We start from the raw sequence: 16,301 nt of genomic DNA on the forward strand, positions 1-16,301 counted from the left end.
GAGGCTGCCATGCCGCGCCACCGTGAATTGAAGATCACCCTCAAGCCGTTGCCGTTGATCATGTGCGTTGCCTTGGGCCTGTGGCTAGGCGCCATGGCCATTGCCGCGAGCCTGTGGCTGGCCCAGCAGTTGTGGCCACAGCAGGTGCAACCTCTGGCCCAGGTTGTAGCCCCGCATGCAGACCGCCCCGTTGCAACGCCTGCACCGGCCACTGCCCAGGATGCCCAGGCCGAGATGTTCGAACGCTACAAGGACATCCTGCACAAACAGGAGCTGCAACAGGCCGCCGATGCCGCCCAAGGCAACCCGCGCAACCTCAACAGCCCCAAGTGCCAGTTCTGGCTGCAGCAAAACCGTACCGCGCCCACCGAAAAAAGCCAGGCCAACGTGCTGGAGTTCTGTTACTGACCATGGACAAGCCCCACCTGCTGGCGCTGATTGTCGCCACCCTCGAGCATGACCTGGACGTGCTGACCCGCGCGGCGCAAACCGCCTACGAGGCCGCCACCGCCGAAGAGAACATCGCCGAGAACAAGTACGACACGCTGGGCCTGGAGGCCTCGTACCTGGCCACCGGCCAGGCCCGCCGCAGTGCCGAGATCCGCCAGGCGCTGGTGATCTACCAGCAGTTGCTGCTGCGTGATTACGACCCGGCGCGCGGTGTGCAGGTAAGCAACCTGGTGACCCTGGAAAATGAAGATGGCGGGCAGCGCAGGCTGTTTCTCGGGCCTGAGGCAGCGGGGTTGAAGATTGGCGAGGGTGACGGGCTGGTGACGGTGATTACCCCACGATCGCCGCTGGGGCAGCAACTGCTGGGCAAGCGGGTGGATGACGAGGTGCACCTGGGCGCACAGGTATCGTTCATTGTCGATGTTGTCTGAACCGGCCTCTTCGCGGGCCCGCCCACTCCCACAAGGACCCCACTGTCTTCAGGGCTGTGATATCCCTGTGGGTGCGGGCGGGCCCGCGAAAAGGCCGGCACAGGCAATAATTCTCTAAAGGGCCTGCAGGGCATCGAACCGCCCCGCCAGCCCCTGCTCGGCAAACTGCTCCACCACAAAATCGATGAACGCCCGGGTCTTGCCCGGCAACAGCTTGTGCTCGGCGAAATACAGGCTGATATGCCCATCGTCCACATACCAGTCCGGCAACACCCGCAGCAGCCGCCCGGCCAGCAAGTAGGGCACGGCAAACGGCAGGCTCACCAGGGCAATGCCCAGCCCCTGCTCGGCCACCGCGCACGCCGCATCCGAATCGCTCATGGTCATCGCCTGGCGCAATTGCAGCGGCTGTTGCGCCTGCCAACGGCTGGTCAACGGCCACGAGCGCACCCGCCCGGTCTGCGGTGACCGCACCAGGATGCCGTCATGGCGTTGCAGCGCCTGCGGGTCTTCTATCGACGCGTGCCGCTGCAGATAGGCCGGCGCCGCCACCAACACCCGGTGCGCCGGGGTCAGCTTGCGCGCCACCACCCCCGGCGGCAGTTCGAAACCACCGCCAATCGCTGCATCGAAGCCCTGGCCGATCAGGTCGACCTGGCGGTTGTCGAAATGCCAATCCGGGGTAATCGCCGGGTATCGGCGCAAGAATTCCCCCAGCAACGGCAGCACATACAAACGCCCGAACACCGTGCCCATGCTCACCCGTAACGACCCAGCCGGCTGGCCTTCTGCACTGGCCAGGTTGGCCACGGCGTACTGAATGGTGCGAAAGCTGTCACTGACCTCGCCAAGAAAACGCTGCCCCGCTTCGGTCAAGGTCAGCTTGCGGGTACTACGCTGGAACAACCGCACACCCAGGCGCGCTTCCAGCTGCGCAACGTGCTTGCCCACGGCAGCCGGGGTAAGGCTCAGGCGCCTGGCGGCTTCGGCAAAACTGCCGACCTCGGCACTGCGGATGAAGCATTCCAACGCGCTGAATGATTCCATGGCCATGGTTAGCAACCAAAGGTTTACTCTGCTGATAGTGATTACCATCTTATCAGTAGGCAATCGAGCGCCGATACTGTGCCCATCCAAGGCATTTCGGCCTGGCTTCCAGCAGGAGAACAGCATGTCCAAGCAACTTACACTCGAAGGCAAAGTGGCCCTGGTTCAGGGCGGTTCCCGAGGCATTGGCGCAGCTATCGTAAGGCGCCTGGCCCGCGAAGGCGCGCAAGTGGCCTTCACCTATGTCAGCTCTGCCGGCCCGGCTGAAGAACTGGCTCGGGAAATTACCGAGAACGGCGGCAAAGCCTTGGCCCTGCGGGCTGACAGCGCTGATGCCGCGGCCGTGCAGCTGGCGGTGGATGACACCGTGAAGGCCTTGGGCCGGCTGGATATCCTGGTCAACAACGCCGGTGTGCTGGCAGTGGCCCCAGTGACAGAGTTCGACCTGGCCGACTTCGATCATATGCTGGCCGTGAACGTACGCAGCGTGTTCGTCGCCAGCCAGGCCGCGGCACGCTATATGGGCCAGGGCGGTCGTATCATCAACATTGGCAGCACCAACGCCGAGCGCATGCCGTTTGCCGGTGGTGCACCGTACGCCATGAGCAAGTCGGCACTGGTTGGTCTGACCCGCGGCATGGCACGCGACCTCGGGCCGCAGGGCATTACCGTGAACAACGTGCAGCCCGGCCCGGTGGACACCGACATGAACCCGGCCAGTGGCGAGTTTGCCGAGAGCCTGATTCCGCTGATGGCCATTGGGCGATATGGCGAGCCGGAGGAGATTGCCAGCTTCGTGGCTTACCTGGCAGGGCCTGAAGCCGGGTATATCACCGGGGCCAGCCTGACTGTAGATGGTGGGTTTGCAGCCTGATTGAACGCTTGCCTGTGCCGCGAAAAGGCCGGCACAGGCTTAGCCTTACTTTGCCCCCAGGCACTGCTCCATCACGTCCAGAAAAGCCCGGGCAGCCGGTGTGGGGCTGGACGACCACACCGCATACAAGTGCCGCACCGGCGCATCCACCAACCGCGCCACGGCTACACCTTCGATGCCTTGAGCCACCCGCTCGGGCACCAGGCCGACGGCCATGCCCCGCAGCACGAATTTCTCCACCAGACGAACATGCCCGATCTCGAACTGCACCCTGCGCTGCAACCCCACCGCCTGAAACGCCTCGTCAGTCTGTCGTCGCGCCCCGGTGCCTTCGGGGAAGTCCACCAACACTTCGCCTGCCAGGTCAGCCAGCGCCAGCTGTGCCCTGCCCGCCAGGCGATGCCCCAACGGCAACACCGCCACCAGTTCTTCCCTGGCCAGCAACCGATGCTGCACTCCCTGCACTACTTCGCCCTGCCACAGCCCGATAAAGCCGACGTCCAGGCGCCGCTCGAGTACGTCAGCGATCAGCAATTCGCTCTTGGCCGTGAGCCAGCGCACATCCACATCCGGGAAACGACCGTGAAACACCGCCAACAGATCGACCAGGTCCAGCGCGGTGAGCGAGCTGATTTCACCTATCGCCAGCCGCCCGCGCACCTGGCCGCAGGCCGCCGCCACGTCATCGGCAATGCGCCGGGCCGCCTCCACCGCGGGCCGCGCGCTGAGCACAAAGGCTTCCCCCGCAGGGGTCAGGCGTACCCGCCGCGAACTACGCTCGAACAGGCTCACCCCCAGCTGCGCCTCCAGCCGCGCCACTTGATGGCTAAGGGCCGACTGCACCACATGGCAGCGCTCCGCCGCGCGGGTAAAACTGCCGGTGTCGGCCACGGCAAGGGCATATTCGAGCTGCTTGAGGTTCATCGATCTATCTGCTTTCAAGATGAATAGGCTGAAAACTATACATTGGTGTCATGCCTGACACTTACTGATAATCATCACTACACACCACTGCCCCACGAGAATTGCATGCACACCCCCACTCTCAGCCGCGCCTTGATCCTGCTGATGGCCACCGCCACAGGCCTGGCCGTGGCCAGCAACTATTACGCCCAACCACTGCTGCACAGCATCGCCCAGCAGTTTGGCTTGAGCACCGCCAGCGCCGGCAGCATCGTGATTGCCGCGCAACTCAGCTATGGCGCCGGCCTGTTGTTGCTGGCACCGCTGGGCGACCTGTTCGAGCAGCGCCGGCTGATTACCGTGATGACCGTTGTCTCCACCCTGGGCCTGGTCATCAGCGCCTGCGCACCCAGCCTGCCCTGGCTGCTGCTCGGCACGGCGCTGACCGGGCTTTTCTCGGTGGTGGCACAGATCCTCGTACCGATGGCAGCGACCCTGAGCGAGCCGCATCAGCGTGGGCGCGCGGTCGGCACACTGATGAGCGGCCTGCTGCTGGGCATCCTGCTGGCGCGTACTGCTGCCGGCTTCATGGCCGAGCTGGGTGGCTGGCGCAGTATCTACGTGCTGGCCGCCGTGCTGATGGCAGTTACCGCCGTGGCGCTGTACCGCAGCCTGCCACAGCACCACAGCCACGCGGGGCTGAAATACCCGGCACTGATCGGCTCCGTGTTCCGTCTGTTCATCGAAGAGCCCGTGCTGCGCCTGCGCTCGCTGCTCGGTCTGTTGGCATTCAGCCTGTTCGCCCTGTTCTGGACACCCCTGGCGTTTCTGCTGGCGAAAGGCCCCTACCACTATTCGGATGCGGTGATCGGCCTGTTCGGCCTGGCCGGTGCGGCGGGTGCGTTGTCGGCCAACTGGGCCGGGCGCCTGGCAGACCGCGGCAAGGGCGCGCTGGGTACCACCGTGGGCCTGGTGGTGTTGCTGCTGTCGTGGGTGCCGCTGGGGTTTGCCGAACAGTCGCTGCTCGCCTTGCTGCTGGGCGTGCTGATGCTCGACCTGGCGGTACAACTGGTGCATGTGAGCAACCAGAACGCGGTGATCGCCCTGCGGCCCGAGGCACGCACGCGGCTGAATGCCGGTTATATCACCTGCTACTTCATTGGCGGGGCGCTTGGGTCGTTGCTGGGCACGCAGCTGTTCCAGCGCCAGGGCTGGATGGGGATCGTGGTGGCGGGGCTGGTGATTGGCGGGCTGGCGTTGCTGGCCTGGGGATGGGCCGAACGCAAGCGCAAGAAAACCTTGCAGGTGGCCTGAAAATGCTCGCTGAATTCTTCGCGGGCACGCCCGCTCCCACAGGTGCCTCACAAACCTCAGGGCAGTGATACGCCTGTGGGTACGGGCATGCCCGCGAAGAGGCCAGCCACGGCGACAAAGTACCGCACTACCCTCCGTCGCAATGCCGTTGACTTGCTTGCCGGGGCAGCGCTCAGTAAGCGCTGGAAAATGCCCTTTCCCTGACAGGATGACTTTATGACAAGACTCACGGTGCAATCCGGCGACTTCTTGCAAGGTGAAGGCGAGTATCGCAATGGATCGCTCACACTCAAGACCGCGCGCAGCCCCTCACCCGGTGAGCGGATTTCCCTGGCACGCATCAGCGACTTGCGGCTGGCCAGCCTGGAAACCAACCGCAGCCTTGGCAGCGCCTTGGGCTGGGGCGTGGCCGGCGCCCTGGTGGCAGGGCCAGTAGGGCTGCTGGCCGGGCTGTGGTTGGGTGGCAAGGAAGAAGAAGCGACCTTTCTGGCCACCTTCAAGGATGGACGCAAGCTGATGGCCATTACCGATGGCAAGACCTGGTCGAAGATCGATGACAACTGGCGGCAGCACAAGCGGCCGATCAGGACAGGCTGACTGAATACACCGGGCCTGGATCGTTTTATGTGGAAGGCGGCTGGTAAGATGCCGCCTTTTTCATGGCCTGTGCCGGCCTCTTCGCGGGTAAACCCGCTCCTACAGGGGTATCACCATCTGGTGTATCACCAACCGGTGCATCACCACCCGGTGTAGGAGTGGGTTTACCCGCGAAAGGGCCAGTACAGGTATCGCGCATCCAGGAGCCCCACCGCATGCCCCCGCATCACCCCCGCCTGCCCCTGAGCCTGCTCAGCCTGGGCCTGGTCCTGCAGTGCCCCTCTGTGCTTGCCGAAGACAGCGTGATGCTGGCCCCGTTGCAGGTCTCCGACACCTACGCCAATGATGGCTACCAGGCACGCCAGGCCGCGGTGGGCGGCTTCCAGCCCGCGCCACTGCTCGACACCCCCGCCTCTGTCAGCGTGTTCAGCCAGCAGTTGCTGGAAGACCGCCAGGTACGCAAGCTTAGCGAAGTGTTGCAAAGCGATGCCTCGGTCGGCGAAAGCTATGCACCCATCGGCTACTACGAAAACTTCAATGTGCGCGGCTTCGAGCTGAACGCCGCCAGTAGCTACCGCATCAATGGCCAGACCATTGCCGGAGAGCAGAACGTAGCCCTGGAAAACAAGCAGCAGGTGGAATTGCTCAAGGGCCTGTCCGGGCTGCAGACCGGCGTGTCGGAGCCGGGCGGCTTGATCAACTATGTGACCAAGCGCGCCGAAGACATACGCAGCGTCACGGTATCGACCAACGAACAGGGCGAACGCTACCTGGCCACCGACCTTGGCGGCTGGTTCGGCAGCGAAAAGCAGTTCGGCCTGCGCGCCAACCTGGCCCATGAAGACATCCGCACCTACGTCGACCACGCTGACGGCCAGCGCGACTTCGCCTCGCTGGCATTCGACTGGCAGATCAACCCGGATGCCACCCTGCAGCTGGATGCCGAGTACCAGCATCGCGAACAGGCGTCGGTGCCGGGTTACCAACTGCTCGGAGGCACTGAAGTGCCCCACGGCATCGACCCGGAAGACCGCCTGGCCTACCAGCATTGGGCAAAGCCCGTGCAGAACGACTCGCTGAACCTGGGCGGGCGCTTCGAATACCGCTTCAACGATACCTGGACCGGCACCGTGAGCGCCTCCCGCAGCAAAGTGGTGATCGACGACTACAGCGCGTTTGCCTGGGGTTCGAGCGAGGGGGCGTTTTTCGGCAGCAATGGCGACTACGACATCTATGACTTCCGCAGCCCCGACGATACCCGCCGTACCGACGAGGCGCAGGCCATGCTCAACGGGCACTTCGATGCGCTGGGGGTGGGGCACGAGCTGACTGTGGGTACCAGTGCGCAGCGACGCACACTGGATCAGCGCCCGTACTACAACGAGTGGCTTGGGACCGGCAACATCCATACCGGCGCCCCGGACCTCGATCCATCCGACAAACCCGTCGGCGCCAGCGAACGCCGGCTCGACAGCCGCCAGTACGGCTTGTTCGTCAGCGACCGCATCAGCCTCAACGAGCAATGGCAGACCGTGCTGGGCGCCCGTGAAGTGCGCCTGGATGAAAAGACCTGGGACGAGAACGGCGTAGCCGGGCGCCATACTCGCCAATACGAGCTGCTGCCCAACGCTGCGCTTATCTACAAACCGCAGCCGAACACCACGGTATACGCCAGCTACGCCAAGGGCCTGTCTGCCGGAGGCACGGCCCCTTGGTTCGCCAGCAATGCAGCTGAGATCCTTGCACCCACCACCTCCCGCCAACTGGAACTGGGCCTCAAGCACGACTGGCAAGGCCTGAGCCTGAGTGCCGCCCTGTTCCAGATCCGCCAGGCGTACCAGTACGCGCGCCCGGACGGCACCGGCAACTTCACCTACGTGCAGCAAGGCCAGCAGAAAAATACCGGCCTGGAACTGGGCGCCAGCGGTCGGGTGACCCCGAACCTGCAGGTACAGGCCAGTGCGGCAGCCATTCGGGCGCGGGTGCAGAACAGCGGCACCGAAGCCTATGAAGGGCACCAGGCGATCAACGTGCCTAAATTCCGGGCGGCGCTGCATGCGGAATATACCCTGCCGGTTCCGGGGCTGGCGCTGCTGGGCGGTGCGCGGTATAGCGCCAGCAAGTATGCGAGCCAGGCGGGCAATGTGGAGGTTGGCGGGTATACCGTATTCGACCTTGGCAGCCGCTACAGTACCCGTGTTGCCGGGTATGACACGGTGCTGCGGCTGACGGTGGATAACGTGCTGGACAAGCGTTACTGGCGCGATGTGGGGGATTACCTGGGAGATAACTACCTGTTCCAGGGGGCACCGCGTACCGCTCGGCTTTCGGCTTCGATCAGCTTCTAGATTGCCGGGGCCGCTCTGCGGCCCTTTCGCGACCTGTGGGAGCGGGCTTGCCCGCGAACACGGGCGAAGCCCGTGCCATCCACCACGGTGTTGGCTTCGCGGGCAAGCCCGCTTGTGTCGCGATGGGCTGCACAGCAGCCCCAATGGCCCTGAAAACAAAAAGCCCCCGTACTTTTCAGCGCGGGGGCTTTTCGTAGAATGTGGCGGTGAAGAAGGGATTTGAACCCTTGATACGATTTCTCGTATACACACTTTCCAGGCGTGCTCCTTCGACCACTCGGACACTTCACCGTTTCTCTTCAAGCCTTGCGGCCTGTCGAGGTGCGCTAATTTAGTGAAAGACTTTCCCTTTGGCAAGCATTTTTTTCAATTTTTTCATGTATTTGCACTTGGGCTGCCATGAGCACTGACCGACCAGTCAGCCTTGCTGCTTTACCTCGCCCCTGGCGCTGGGTAACGTCGTCGCCACGCCAACAAAAGGACTCTGCCATGAGCGAGCTGATTACCTACCACGCCGAAGACGGCATCGCCACCCTTACCCTGAACAACGGCAAGGTCAATGCCATCTCGCCGGACGTCATCACTGCCTTCAATGCAGCGCTGGACCGCGCGACCGAGGAGCGTGCAGTAGTGATCATCACCGGGCAACCGGGCATTCTGTCAGGCGGTTACGACCTCAAGGTGATGACCCGCGGCCCGCAAGAGGCCATCAGCCTGGTCACCGCCGGTTCCACCCTCGCCCGCCGGCTGCTGTCGCACCCGTTCCCGGTGGTGGTCGCCTGCCCCGGCAATGCCGTGGCCAAGGGCGCCTTCCTGCTGCTGTCGGCCGACTACCGCATTGGCGTCGAAGGGCCGTACAAGGTATGCCTGAACGAAGTGCAGATCGGCATGACCATGCACCACGCCGGCATTGAACTGGCCCGCGACCGCCTGCGCCGCTCGGCCTTCCACCGCTCGGTGATCAATGCCGAAGTGTTTGACCCGCAGGGTGCCGTGGATGCCGGCTTCCTCGACAAGGTGGTGCCGGCCGAGCAGTTGCAGGAAGCGGCAATGACCGCAGCGCGGGAGCTGAAGAAGCTGAACATGCTGGCGCACAAGAACACCAAGCTGAAAGTGCGCAAAGGGCTGCTGGAGGCGCTGGACAAGGCGATCGAGCTGGATCAGCAGCATATGGGCTAGCCGCACGGGCCCTTTTCGCGGGCTTGCCCGCGAAAGGGCCGTAACAGGCCTGCACCAAGGTTTGCCCCAGCCAGTGCACACCCGTACACTGCCCCGCGACCGTCTGGTGTGAGTCGTACCATGCTTTATTCATTGCGTATGTTCCTGCTGGGGCTGCATTTTCTTGCCGTTGGCGCCGTGGGCCTGCTCATTGGCCTGTGCCGCCCCTTCAACCCTGACAACAGCCGCGTTTTCGCCCGGCTCTACAGCTTGCCGGCCACCTGGCTGATGCGCATCAAGGTCAAGGCCGAAGTCGGCCCATTGTGGGACCACCCGCCCGGCTGCGTGATCGTGGCCAACCACCAGTCCAACTTCGATCTGTTCGTGCTGGGCCAAGTGGTGCCGCAACGCACCGTCGCCATCGGCAAGAAGAGCCTGGGCTGGATCCCGCTGTTCGGCCAACTGTTCTGGCTGGGCGGCAACGTGCTGGTCGACCGCAAGAATGCCTATCAGGCGCGCAGGGCCTTACAGAAGACCACCCGGGTTCTGCAGGACGACACCTCGATCTGGATTTTCCCCGAAGGCACCCGCAATCCCGGCGAGCATCTGCTGGCGTTCAAGAAAGGCGCATTTCACATGGCCATCGAGGCCGGTGTGCCGATCGTGCCGGTCTGCGTCAGCCGATATGCCAGGCGCCTGAGCCTGAACAGCTGGCGCCAGCGCACGGTGATTGTGCGCTCGCTGCCGCCCATTGCCACGACGGGCATGACGCTGCAGGACCTGCCAGCGCTGATCGAGCAATGCCGTGGGCAAATGCAGCAGTGCATTGACCGCATGGAAAAAGAACTGGCCTGATCCGGGGTTGCTCTGGAGCCGGGTACAGCCCAAGCTGTATCCGTGTTCAAACGAATAAGCGGACAACCATGGGTCGAGTCGTGGCATCGGCGGTGTACAGCGCCGGCAGAAAGGTCACCAACATCAGCATCGACGAAGGCAGCGAGTGGGCGCGCAAGCCGGGGCATTTCGTGTGGATCGGCCTGGAAGAGCCCAATGCCGAAGAGCTGGCCAACCTGCAGTCGCAGTTCAACCTGCACGAACTGGCCATCGAAGATGCCTTGGAAAAACACAGCCGACCCAAGCTGGAAACCTTCGGTGACGCGTTGTTCATCGTCACCTATTCGCCAGTGCGCCACGAAGGCAAACTGGAATTCATCGAAACCCATATCTTCGCGGGCAACGGCTACATCATCACCTGCCGCAACGGCCACTCCAAATCCTACGCCATGGTCCGCCAGCGCTGCGAGGCTCGGCCGCTGCTGCTGGAACATGGCGAAGACTTCGTGCTGTACGCCCTGCTCGACTTCGTCACCGAGAACTACCAGCCGGTCAGCGAGGCCATTCATGGCGAGATCGAAGCGCTGGAGGAAAGCGTACTGGGCGGCTCGCTGCGGGAAGACGACATCCGCCGCCTGCACAGCCTGCGCCGTGACATCCTGCGCCTGCGCCGCTACGTGGCACCCCTGGTTGAAGTGAGCGAAGAACTGCAGCGCCTGAGCTTCCCGTTCATCGACAAGAACATGCGCCCGTACTTTCGTGATGTGCAAATTCACGTGACACGGCAGATGGAAGACTTGGCCGGCATCCGCGACATTGCCAGCCAGACGATCGAGATCGGCATGCTGCTGGAGTCGTCACGGCAAAGCATCGTGCAGCGCAAATTCGCGGCCTGGGCGGCGATTCTGGCATTCCCTACGGCGATTGCCGGGGTTTACGGGATGAACTTCCAGAACATGCCGGAGCTGAGCTGGCACTACGGTTACTTCGCGGTATTGGGGGTGATTGCGACGGGGTGTGCCGGCTTGTATGCGAGCTTCAAGAAATCGGGTTGGCTTTGATGGCCTCTTCGCGGGCGCGCCCGCTCCCACAGGTTGCGCACAATGCTGGAAATTGTGCATCACCTGTGGGAGCGGGCGTGCCCGCGAAGGGTTGCCACCGATTACGCGGCGCTGCCGCCGGCCTTTGATGGCTGCTGGATGAATCGCAACATCCACTCCCCTACCAAATCACCCTGATGCTCGGTGGCCAGGCTGGCGACGGCCTTGTGGTACACCTCGTCACCCAGGTATTCCTGGCGCGCGTCGAGCAGTGCGCGGGAGTAGTCATGCACGAATTCCGGGTGGCCCTGGAAGCACAGCACCTGGTCGCGAATGTGGTACGCCGCATTCGGGCAGAAATCGCTGGAGGCAATCACCGTAGCGCCTTCAGGCAGTTCGGTCACCTGGTCCTGGTGACTGATCAGCAAGGTCAGCTCCGACACCTCCGGGTCCATCCAGGGCGCATGCGCCGCCAACGAGTAGCGATGAATACCCACGCCCCAACCTTGCTCAGCCCGCTCGGCCTTGCCACCCAGGGTCAAGGCCAGCAACTGGTGGCCAAAACACACGCCCAGCAGCTTTTCACCGCGCTCGTACAGCTTGAGCAGGTAGGCCTTTAGCGTCTGGATCCACGGGTCGGTACCGAACGAATCGGCCTTGCTGCCCGTCACAAGGTAGGCATCGAACTTTTCACTGTCGGCGGGATAGTCGCCGTGCATCACGTTGTACACACAAAATTCGGCGGCAATCGGCTGACGCGAGAAGAGCTGCTCGAACATCCTGCCGTAGCCCTGATATTGCGCCGTCAACTCCGGTCGCAGGACATCGGTTTCAAGGATGCAGATGCGTAACGACATAGGGGTAGTCCTGAACGACATGGGTGGGAATCTGCTGTAGAGACTGCCGCGAAAGGCACGTACAAGCAAGTAGGCTGCACTGACGAACGGTCACATTTCGTCGGCGCGTGCCGGGTAGTTGCGCCACTGTCTAGATAGAGCGTGCCAGCTAGATAGCACTTGGCCTCATAGCCAGAGGAATGGTTTTAGTGCACGGTTAGAACAAAGGGTTCTCAAATATGGATAACGCACACCCTACTGTTGAAGGTATATCCACTTTCAAGAGGCAAGCAGTCCGGCGCCATGCAATGCCGCTGCGATCGACCCGAAGCGCGACGACAAGGAAGCCAACGGGTATTCAGGAATAACAACAAGAAGGCGGTCCGCCATGTTCAGACAATCGAAAATTCGCCAAGCTGGGCTCATTTTATTCGCCACCACGTTGCTATTGATCTTGCCGAACCTGACACGTTTGTTTGGCTGACGGCAGCGGTGGCGCCAACGGGCAACGCACAGGTAACCTGCTGGCCTTGATGGTCGGAGATTGCCTATGCGCCACTGCCTTGCCCTGCTAGCGTTGCTCCTGAGCCTGCCATTGTCGGCGGCGCAACTGCACCTTGAACTGGGCGCGACACCGCGCCAGTGGAGCAGCGCCGAACTGCTTGGCCACCCTGAGGCCCGGGACATCAGTATCGAGCAGGACGTATCCTACAAACGCCCCATGCACTATCGGGCGGTGCCGCTGGCCACGTTGCTGGAAGGCGTGAGCGCCCGCGATCACCTGCAGGCCGTGGCGCTGGATGGCTTTGCCGCCGAAATGCCCGCTGCGGCATTGCTGCAGCCAGGGCCAGCACGGGCCTGGCTGGCCGTGGAAGACCCAGGCAAGCCGTGGCCGCCACTGGGTCAAGGCAAGCCAAGTGCCGGGCCGTTCTACCTGGTGTGGACTGCGCCGCAGGCCAGCGGCATCCGCCCTGAACAGTGGCCATTCCAGATTGCCACCCTTCGCAAGCTGGCCCCGGTGGACCAGCGGTTTCCTGCGCTGCTGCCCGACCCGAAGCTGCCGGCCGACAGCCCGGTGCGCCAGGGCTTTGCCCTGTTCCAGCAGAATTGCCTGGTGTGCCACCGGTTGAACGGTGCGGGGGATGGGCAGGTGGGGCCGGACTTGAATGTGCCGTTTAACCCGACCGAGTATTTTCAGCCGGTTTATTTACGCAAGTTGATACGCGACCCGCAAAGCCTGCGGCGGTGGCCGCAGGCGAAGATGCCGGGGTTTGCCGAAAGTGTGTTGAGTGACCAGGAACTGGATGCGCTGTTGGCCTATTTGGGGCACATGGCAACGCGTAAGCCTTGAGGGCCTCTTCGCGGGTTAACCCGCGAACGGGCCAACACAAAACTGTCAGGCCGTGAGCCGCTCTTGCTTGACGCCCCACCCTTCCACCTCACCCCCATACGGTGTCACCAACTGCTCGAAGGCCTCTTCAAAGTCGCCAATCCCGCCATGGGTGGCGTACATGACCTTGCTCAGTTCCAGGTGCCAGGCCCCGTCGCCCAGCTCCTTCACCTGGGCATTGAGCGATTCCCCGCGAAACTGCCCGGCTGCCCGACGGGCCCCTGCTTCGTCCGGGAATACGGCATAGAACTCGATGGGGTGGATCTGGGTGAAGTCGAAACCGCCTGCCTTCATCTGGCGCAGGACGTTGCTGCTGATATCGTCGTTCTGGCTGCTCATGAATCGTCCTCCTGAATAAAGCAATGGATAGACTTTCCGTGCACTACGCACCTGCCGGCAACGGCCGGGCAGTTCGAGCTGATGCAAGACGCGAATTATTGAGGCGGCGCCAACCCACAGAACAGGTAGGCCCTCCACCAGCGTAGCGCCTGCCAGGGCACCACGCAAACGTGTGGTTCAGGGTACTTCGTGAATGCTGGTGATGGTCACACCACTATGCTCTTTGAGCCAGCGTGCGGTCGGGGAAATAATACGGTCCTGGAAGTCGTTGAGGTCCAGCTCGTCCATCACCGGAAACAGGTGTGAGCGGATGGCCCGCGCAGCGTCTTCCTCGCTGGGGCAATGCTCGGCATGCAACAGCAATGCGGACGGTTCGCCCTTCTGGTCGGCAAAAATGACTTCCCACTCTTTCATTGAACGGACCCTCTCAGTCAACGAACACCAGGTGTGTGATGCCTGAATAACTGACCTTGGGGCGGGGATAATGTTCAGTCCGGGAAAATTGTGCGGGGCCCATTCGCGGGCTTGCCCGCTCGCACAGGACCTGCACAAGGTCCGAACCCTGTGCAATGCCTGTGGGAGCGGGCAAGCCCGCGAATGGGCCGCAACGCGGCCCCGGTTTACTTCGGTGTGCCGTGCACCACGCCGGCGGTGTTATCCAGCAGGCTCTTGGTCGCGGTCTGGATATACGCTTCCAGCTTCTTGAGCATTTCCGGCTGGTCCGGGCTTTCGATCAGTTCGGCCTTGAACTCGCTGCCCAACTGGTAGCGGTACATCCGCGGGCTCATGTCCTTGGACTCGATCAGGATACGGTCACCCTGCACCAGCCCGACAATCTGCTCGCTGCCCGACGGCTTGATCATGCCTACGCCCTGGTCACCCTCGGGCAGGTTGAGCAGGTCGCGCCCCCAGCACTGGTGGCGAGCCTTGCCACCCAGGCGGCCCATGATGGTCGGCACGATGTCGACCTGGGTACCCACGGTGTGGTTCACCGCACCGAACTTCTCCTGAATGCCCGGGGCAATCAGCAGCAGCGGTACGTTGAAGCGGCCCAGGTCCAGCTCGGTAACCTGCTGGTGGTTGCCAAAGCCATGGTCACCGACGATGACGAACAGGGTTTCCTTGAAGTAAGGCTCCTTACGCGCCTTCTCGAAGAACTGGCCCAGCGCCCAGTCCGAATAACGCATGGCAGTCAGGTGCTCGTCCAGACGGCCCTGGCCGGTCACTTTCTCTACCGGCAGGTCCTTCGGCAGGGCATACGGCGTGTGGTTGGACAGCGTCTGCAGCAGCGCGTAGATCGGCTTCTTGCCATCATGCTTGGCCAGCTCTTCGTTGCCGCGGTCGAACATGTCCTGGTCGGACACACCCCAGGTCGGGTCGGAGAACACCGGGTTGACGAAGTCGTTACGGCCGATGAAGGTGGTCATCCCCTGGTTGCCGAAGAACCCGGACTGGTTGTCCCAGGCAAAGTCGCCGTTGTAGACGTACACATCGTCGTAGTCACGGGCGCTGAGCAGGGCCGGCAGGCCCGACAGCTTATGGCCGCCTTCCGGGGTCTGCATCAGGTATTCGAAACCTGGCAGGTTGGGGAAGCAGGCCATGGTGGCGAACATGCCCTGGTGGGTATGGGTGCCGTTGGAGAAGAAGCGGTCGAACAGCAGGCCTTCTTTGGCCAGCTTGTCAAAGTACGGGGTGATGTTGTTGGGGCTGCCAAGCGCGCCAACCGAATGGCCGGCGAAGCTTTCCATCAGGATCACCACCACGTTCTTGATCGGCAGGGTACGGTCAGCCGGCGGCACAAAGTCGCGGCGGATAGCGGCTTCGTCGGCGTCGACCAGGGTGTCGTGGGCGGTCAGCAGTTGCTCACGCACACTTTGCGTGGCCACGTCCTGCTGCAGGACTGGCTTCCAGATGTTGGCACGGTCCTCGCCAAAGCGGCTCTTGGCGGCGTCGATCAGGGTCAGGGTGCCGTTCAGGCCCAGCTGGTTGACGAAGTTGGAGTCCGTGGTAAAGGCATCACCCCAGCGCATCGGCGGGCCCTGGCGCAGGGTGCCACGGGCAGCGACCACGGCCACCAGCAGGATCACCATGAATACCGCCAGGCGCTTGTACCACGGGGCAACGCGGTACAGGCCTTCGGCACGGGTGACGCGATCGACACCTTTGAACAGCAGGCTCAGCAGCCAGGTCCCGAAGGCCCAGGCCAGCAGGTAGCGGACCACCGGGAAACCGTACCAGAGCATGCTCATGACGGTTTTCGGGTCTTCCTTGATGTATTGGAAAACCAGGCCGTTGAGGCGCTGGTGGAACTCGCGGTAGAAGTCCATTTCCATCAGGCCGAGGAACATCACCACGCTCGAAGCGAGGGTCAGCCAGAAACGGAACACGCCACGCCGGGCCATGGCCCAGGGACTGAGGATGGCCAGCAGCAGCGGAATACTGATGTAAACCACCACCCGCAGGTCGAAGCGCAAGCCGTTGAGGAAGCCTTCGGCGACCGTCGAATAAGGGGTATCGCCGACCATGTCGTTGTTGTAGGCCAGCAGCGCCAGGCGCACGAGGCTGAGCATCAGCATGATCACCAGGCCGCTGAGCAGCGTGTAGGCCAGGTGGGATTTCAAGGTCGGCGAAAATGACGTTCGCGCGCCCTGTTGCTTCAAGGCGTCCGTGTTAGCCATGAATGGGAAGGTCCTAGGATTGCGGTTTGCGAAGAGGCGATGGCGCTAGGCCAACGCAGCAT

Annotated in this window: 16 protein-coding genes and 1 tRNA gene; 10 read left to right on the top strand and 7 right to left on the bottom strand. The window is 62.7% G+C overall.

Features of this window, described 5'->3' with window-relative positions:
• Positions 1-9: 9 nt before the first annotated feature.
• Both ACF8FB_RS20465 and ACF8FB_RS20470 read left to right on the top strand, forming a co-directional pair.
• Positions 10-408 carry a hypothetical protein gene (locus ACF8FB_RS20465; RefSeq protein ID WP_020193656.1) on the top strand — a complete coding sequence of 133 codons (399 nt, stop codon included), beginning with the start codon at positions 10-12 and terminating at the stop codon, positions 406-408.
• A 2-nt stretch (positions 409-410) separates the two neighbouring features.
• Complete coding sequence (locus ACF8FB_RS20470) at positions 411-881, top strand: GreA/GreB family elongation factor (RefSeq protein WP_010952885.1); 471 nt, start codon at positions 411-413, stop codon at positions 879-881.
• Between the two features lie 114 nt (positions 882-995).
• Here the strand turns inward: ACF8FB_RS20470 and ACF8FB_RS20475 are convergent, their stop codons facing one another.
• Positions 996-1,934 (bottom strand): LysR family transcriptional regulator, encoded by a 939-nt coding sequence (locus ACF8FB_RS20475; RefSeq protein WP_010952884.1) that lies wholly within the window; start codon positions 1,932-1,934, stop codon positions 996-998.
• A 118-nt stretch (positions 1,935-2,052) separates the two neighbouring features.
• On the opposite strand from ACF8FB_RS20475, the gene ACF8FB_RS20480 reads away from it, so the two are divergent.
• Entirely contained in the window at positions 2,053-2,802 is a 750-nt protein-coding gene (locus ACF8FB_RS20480; RefSeq protein WP_064490987.1) for a 3-oxoacyl-ACP reductase family protein, read from the top strand.
• Between the two features lie 45 nt (positions 2,803-2,847).
• On the opposite strand, the gene ACF8FB_RS20485 is transcribed toward ACF8FB_RS20480, so the two are convergent.
• Complete coding sequence (locus ACF8FB_RS20485) at positions 2,848-3,726, bottom strand: LysR family transcriptional regulator (protein WP_392509110.1); 879 nt, start codon at positions 3,724-3,726, stop codon at positions 2,848-2,850.
• A 105-nt stretch (positions 3,727-3,831) separates the two neighbouring features.
• On the opposite strand from ACF8FB_RS20485, the gene ACF8FB_RS20490 reads away from it, so the two are divergent.
• From ACF8FB_RS20490 to ACF8FB_RS20500, 3 genes are all read left to right on the top strand, one after another.
• Positions 3,832-5,019, top strand: coding sequence for an MFS transporter (locus ACF8FB_RS20490; RefSeq protein ID WP_392511779.1), 1,188 nt, complete (start codon positions 3,832-3,834; stop codon positions 5,017-5,019).
• Between the two features lie 216 nt (positions 5,020-5,235).
• On the top strand, positions 5,236-5,616 hold the full coding sequence (locus tag ACF8FB_RS20495) for a hypothetical protein (protein ID WP_012053335.1): 381 nt from the start codon (positions 5,236-5,238) through the stop codon (positions 5,614-5,616).
• Positions 5,617-5,831: 215 nt separating this feature from the next.
• Positions 5,832-7,964 carry a TonB-dependent siderophore receptor gene (locus tag ACF8FB_RS20500; RefSeq protein ID WP_392511781.1) on the top strand — a complete coding sequence of 711 codons (2,133 nt, stop codon included), beginning with the start codon at positions 5,832-5,834 and terminating at the stop codon, positions 7,962-7,964.
• 201 nt (positions 7,965-8,165) lie between these two features.
• On the opposite strand, the gene ACF8FB_RS20505 is transcribed toward ACF8FB_RS20500, so the two are convergent.
• Positions 8,166-8,255 (bottom strand) — tRNA-Ser (locus ACF8FB_RS20505).
• Positions 8,256-8,453: 198 nt separating this feature from the next.
• On the opposite strand from ACF8FB_RS20505, the gene ACF8FB_RS20510 reads away from it, so the two are divergent.
• The 3 genes from ACF8FB_RS20510 (at position 8,454) to ACF8FB_RS20520 (ending at position 11,017) form a co-directional block, all read left to right on the top strand.
• Positions 8,454-9,143: a crotonase/enoyl-CoA hydratase family protein gene (locus ACF8FB_RS20510; RefSeq protein ID WP_076403568.1), complete on the top strand. Its 690-nt coding sequence runs from the start codon at positions 8,454-8,456 to the stop codon at positions 9,141-9,143.
• Positions 9,144-9,263: 120 nt separating this feature from the next.
• Positions 9,264-9,977, top strand: a complete 714-nt coding sequence (locus ACF8FB_RS20515; RefSeq protein ID WP_020192669.1) for a 1-acyl-sn-glycerol-3-phosphate acyltransferase — start codon at positions 9,264-9,266, stop codon at positions 9,975-9,977.
• Between the two features lie 68 nt (positions 9,978-10,045).
• Complete coding sequence (locus tag ACF8FB_RS20520; RefSeq protein WP_010952874.1) at positions 10,046-11,017, top strand: magnesium and cobalt transport protein CorA; 972 nt, start codon at positions 10,046-10,048, stop codon at positions 11,015-11,017.
• Between the two features lie 101 nt (positions 11,018-11,118).
• On the opposite strand, the gene ACF8FB_RS20525 is transcribed toward ACF8FB_RS20520, so the two are convergent.
• A complete protein-coding gene (locus tag ACF8FB_RS20525; RefSeq protein ID WP_392511783.1) occupies positions 11,119-11,853 on the bottom strand; it encodes an amidotransferase in 735 nt (244 codons plus the stop codon).
• 529 nt (positions 11,854-12,382) lie between these two features.
• Here ACF8FB_RS20525 and ACF8FB_RS20530 point away from each other — a divergent pair.
• Complete coding sequence (locus ACF8FB_RS20530) at positions 12,383-13,183, top strand: c-type cytochrome (RefSeq protein WP_392511785.1); 801 nt, start codon at positions 12,383-12,385, stop codon at positions 13,181-13,183.
• A gap of 45 nt (positions 13,184-13,228) precedes the next feature.
• On the opposite strand, the gene ACF8FB_RS20535 is transcribed toward ACF8FB_RS20530, so the two are convergent.
• The 3 genes from ACF8FB_RS20535 to ACF8FB_RS20545 all read right to left on the bottom strand — a co-directional run bounded on the left by ACF8FB_RS20535 (position 13,229) and on the right by ACF8FB_RS20545 (position 16,239).
• A complete protein-coding gene (locus tag ACF8FB_RS20535) occupies positions 13,229-13,561 on the bottom strand; it encodes a ribonuclease E inhibitor RraB (protein ID WP_010952871.1) in 333 nt (110 codons plus the stop codon).
• 177 nt (positions 13,562-13,738) lie between these two features.
• Complete coding sequence (locus tag ACF8FB_RS20540) at positions 13,739-13,975, bottom strand: hypothetical protein (RefSeq protein ID WP_020192211.1); 237 nt, start codon at positions 13,973-13,975, stop codon at positions 13,739-13,741.
• 206 nt (positions 13,976-14,181) lie between these two features.
• Entirely contained in the window at positions 14,182-16,239 is a 2,058-nt protein-coding gene (locus tag ACF8FB_RS20545) for an LTA synthase family protein (RefSeq protein WP_392511788.1), read from the bottom strand.
• Positions 16,240-16,301: the final 62 nt, after the last annotated feature.

Source organism: Pseudomonas sp. yb_2, assembly GCF_043103905.1.
Classification (GTDB): domain Bacteria; phylum Pseudomonadota; class Gammaproteobacteria; order Pseudomonadales; family Pseudomonadaceae; genus Aquipseudomonas; species Aquipseudomonas alloputida.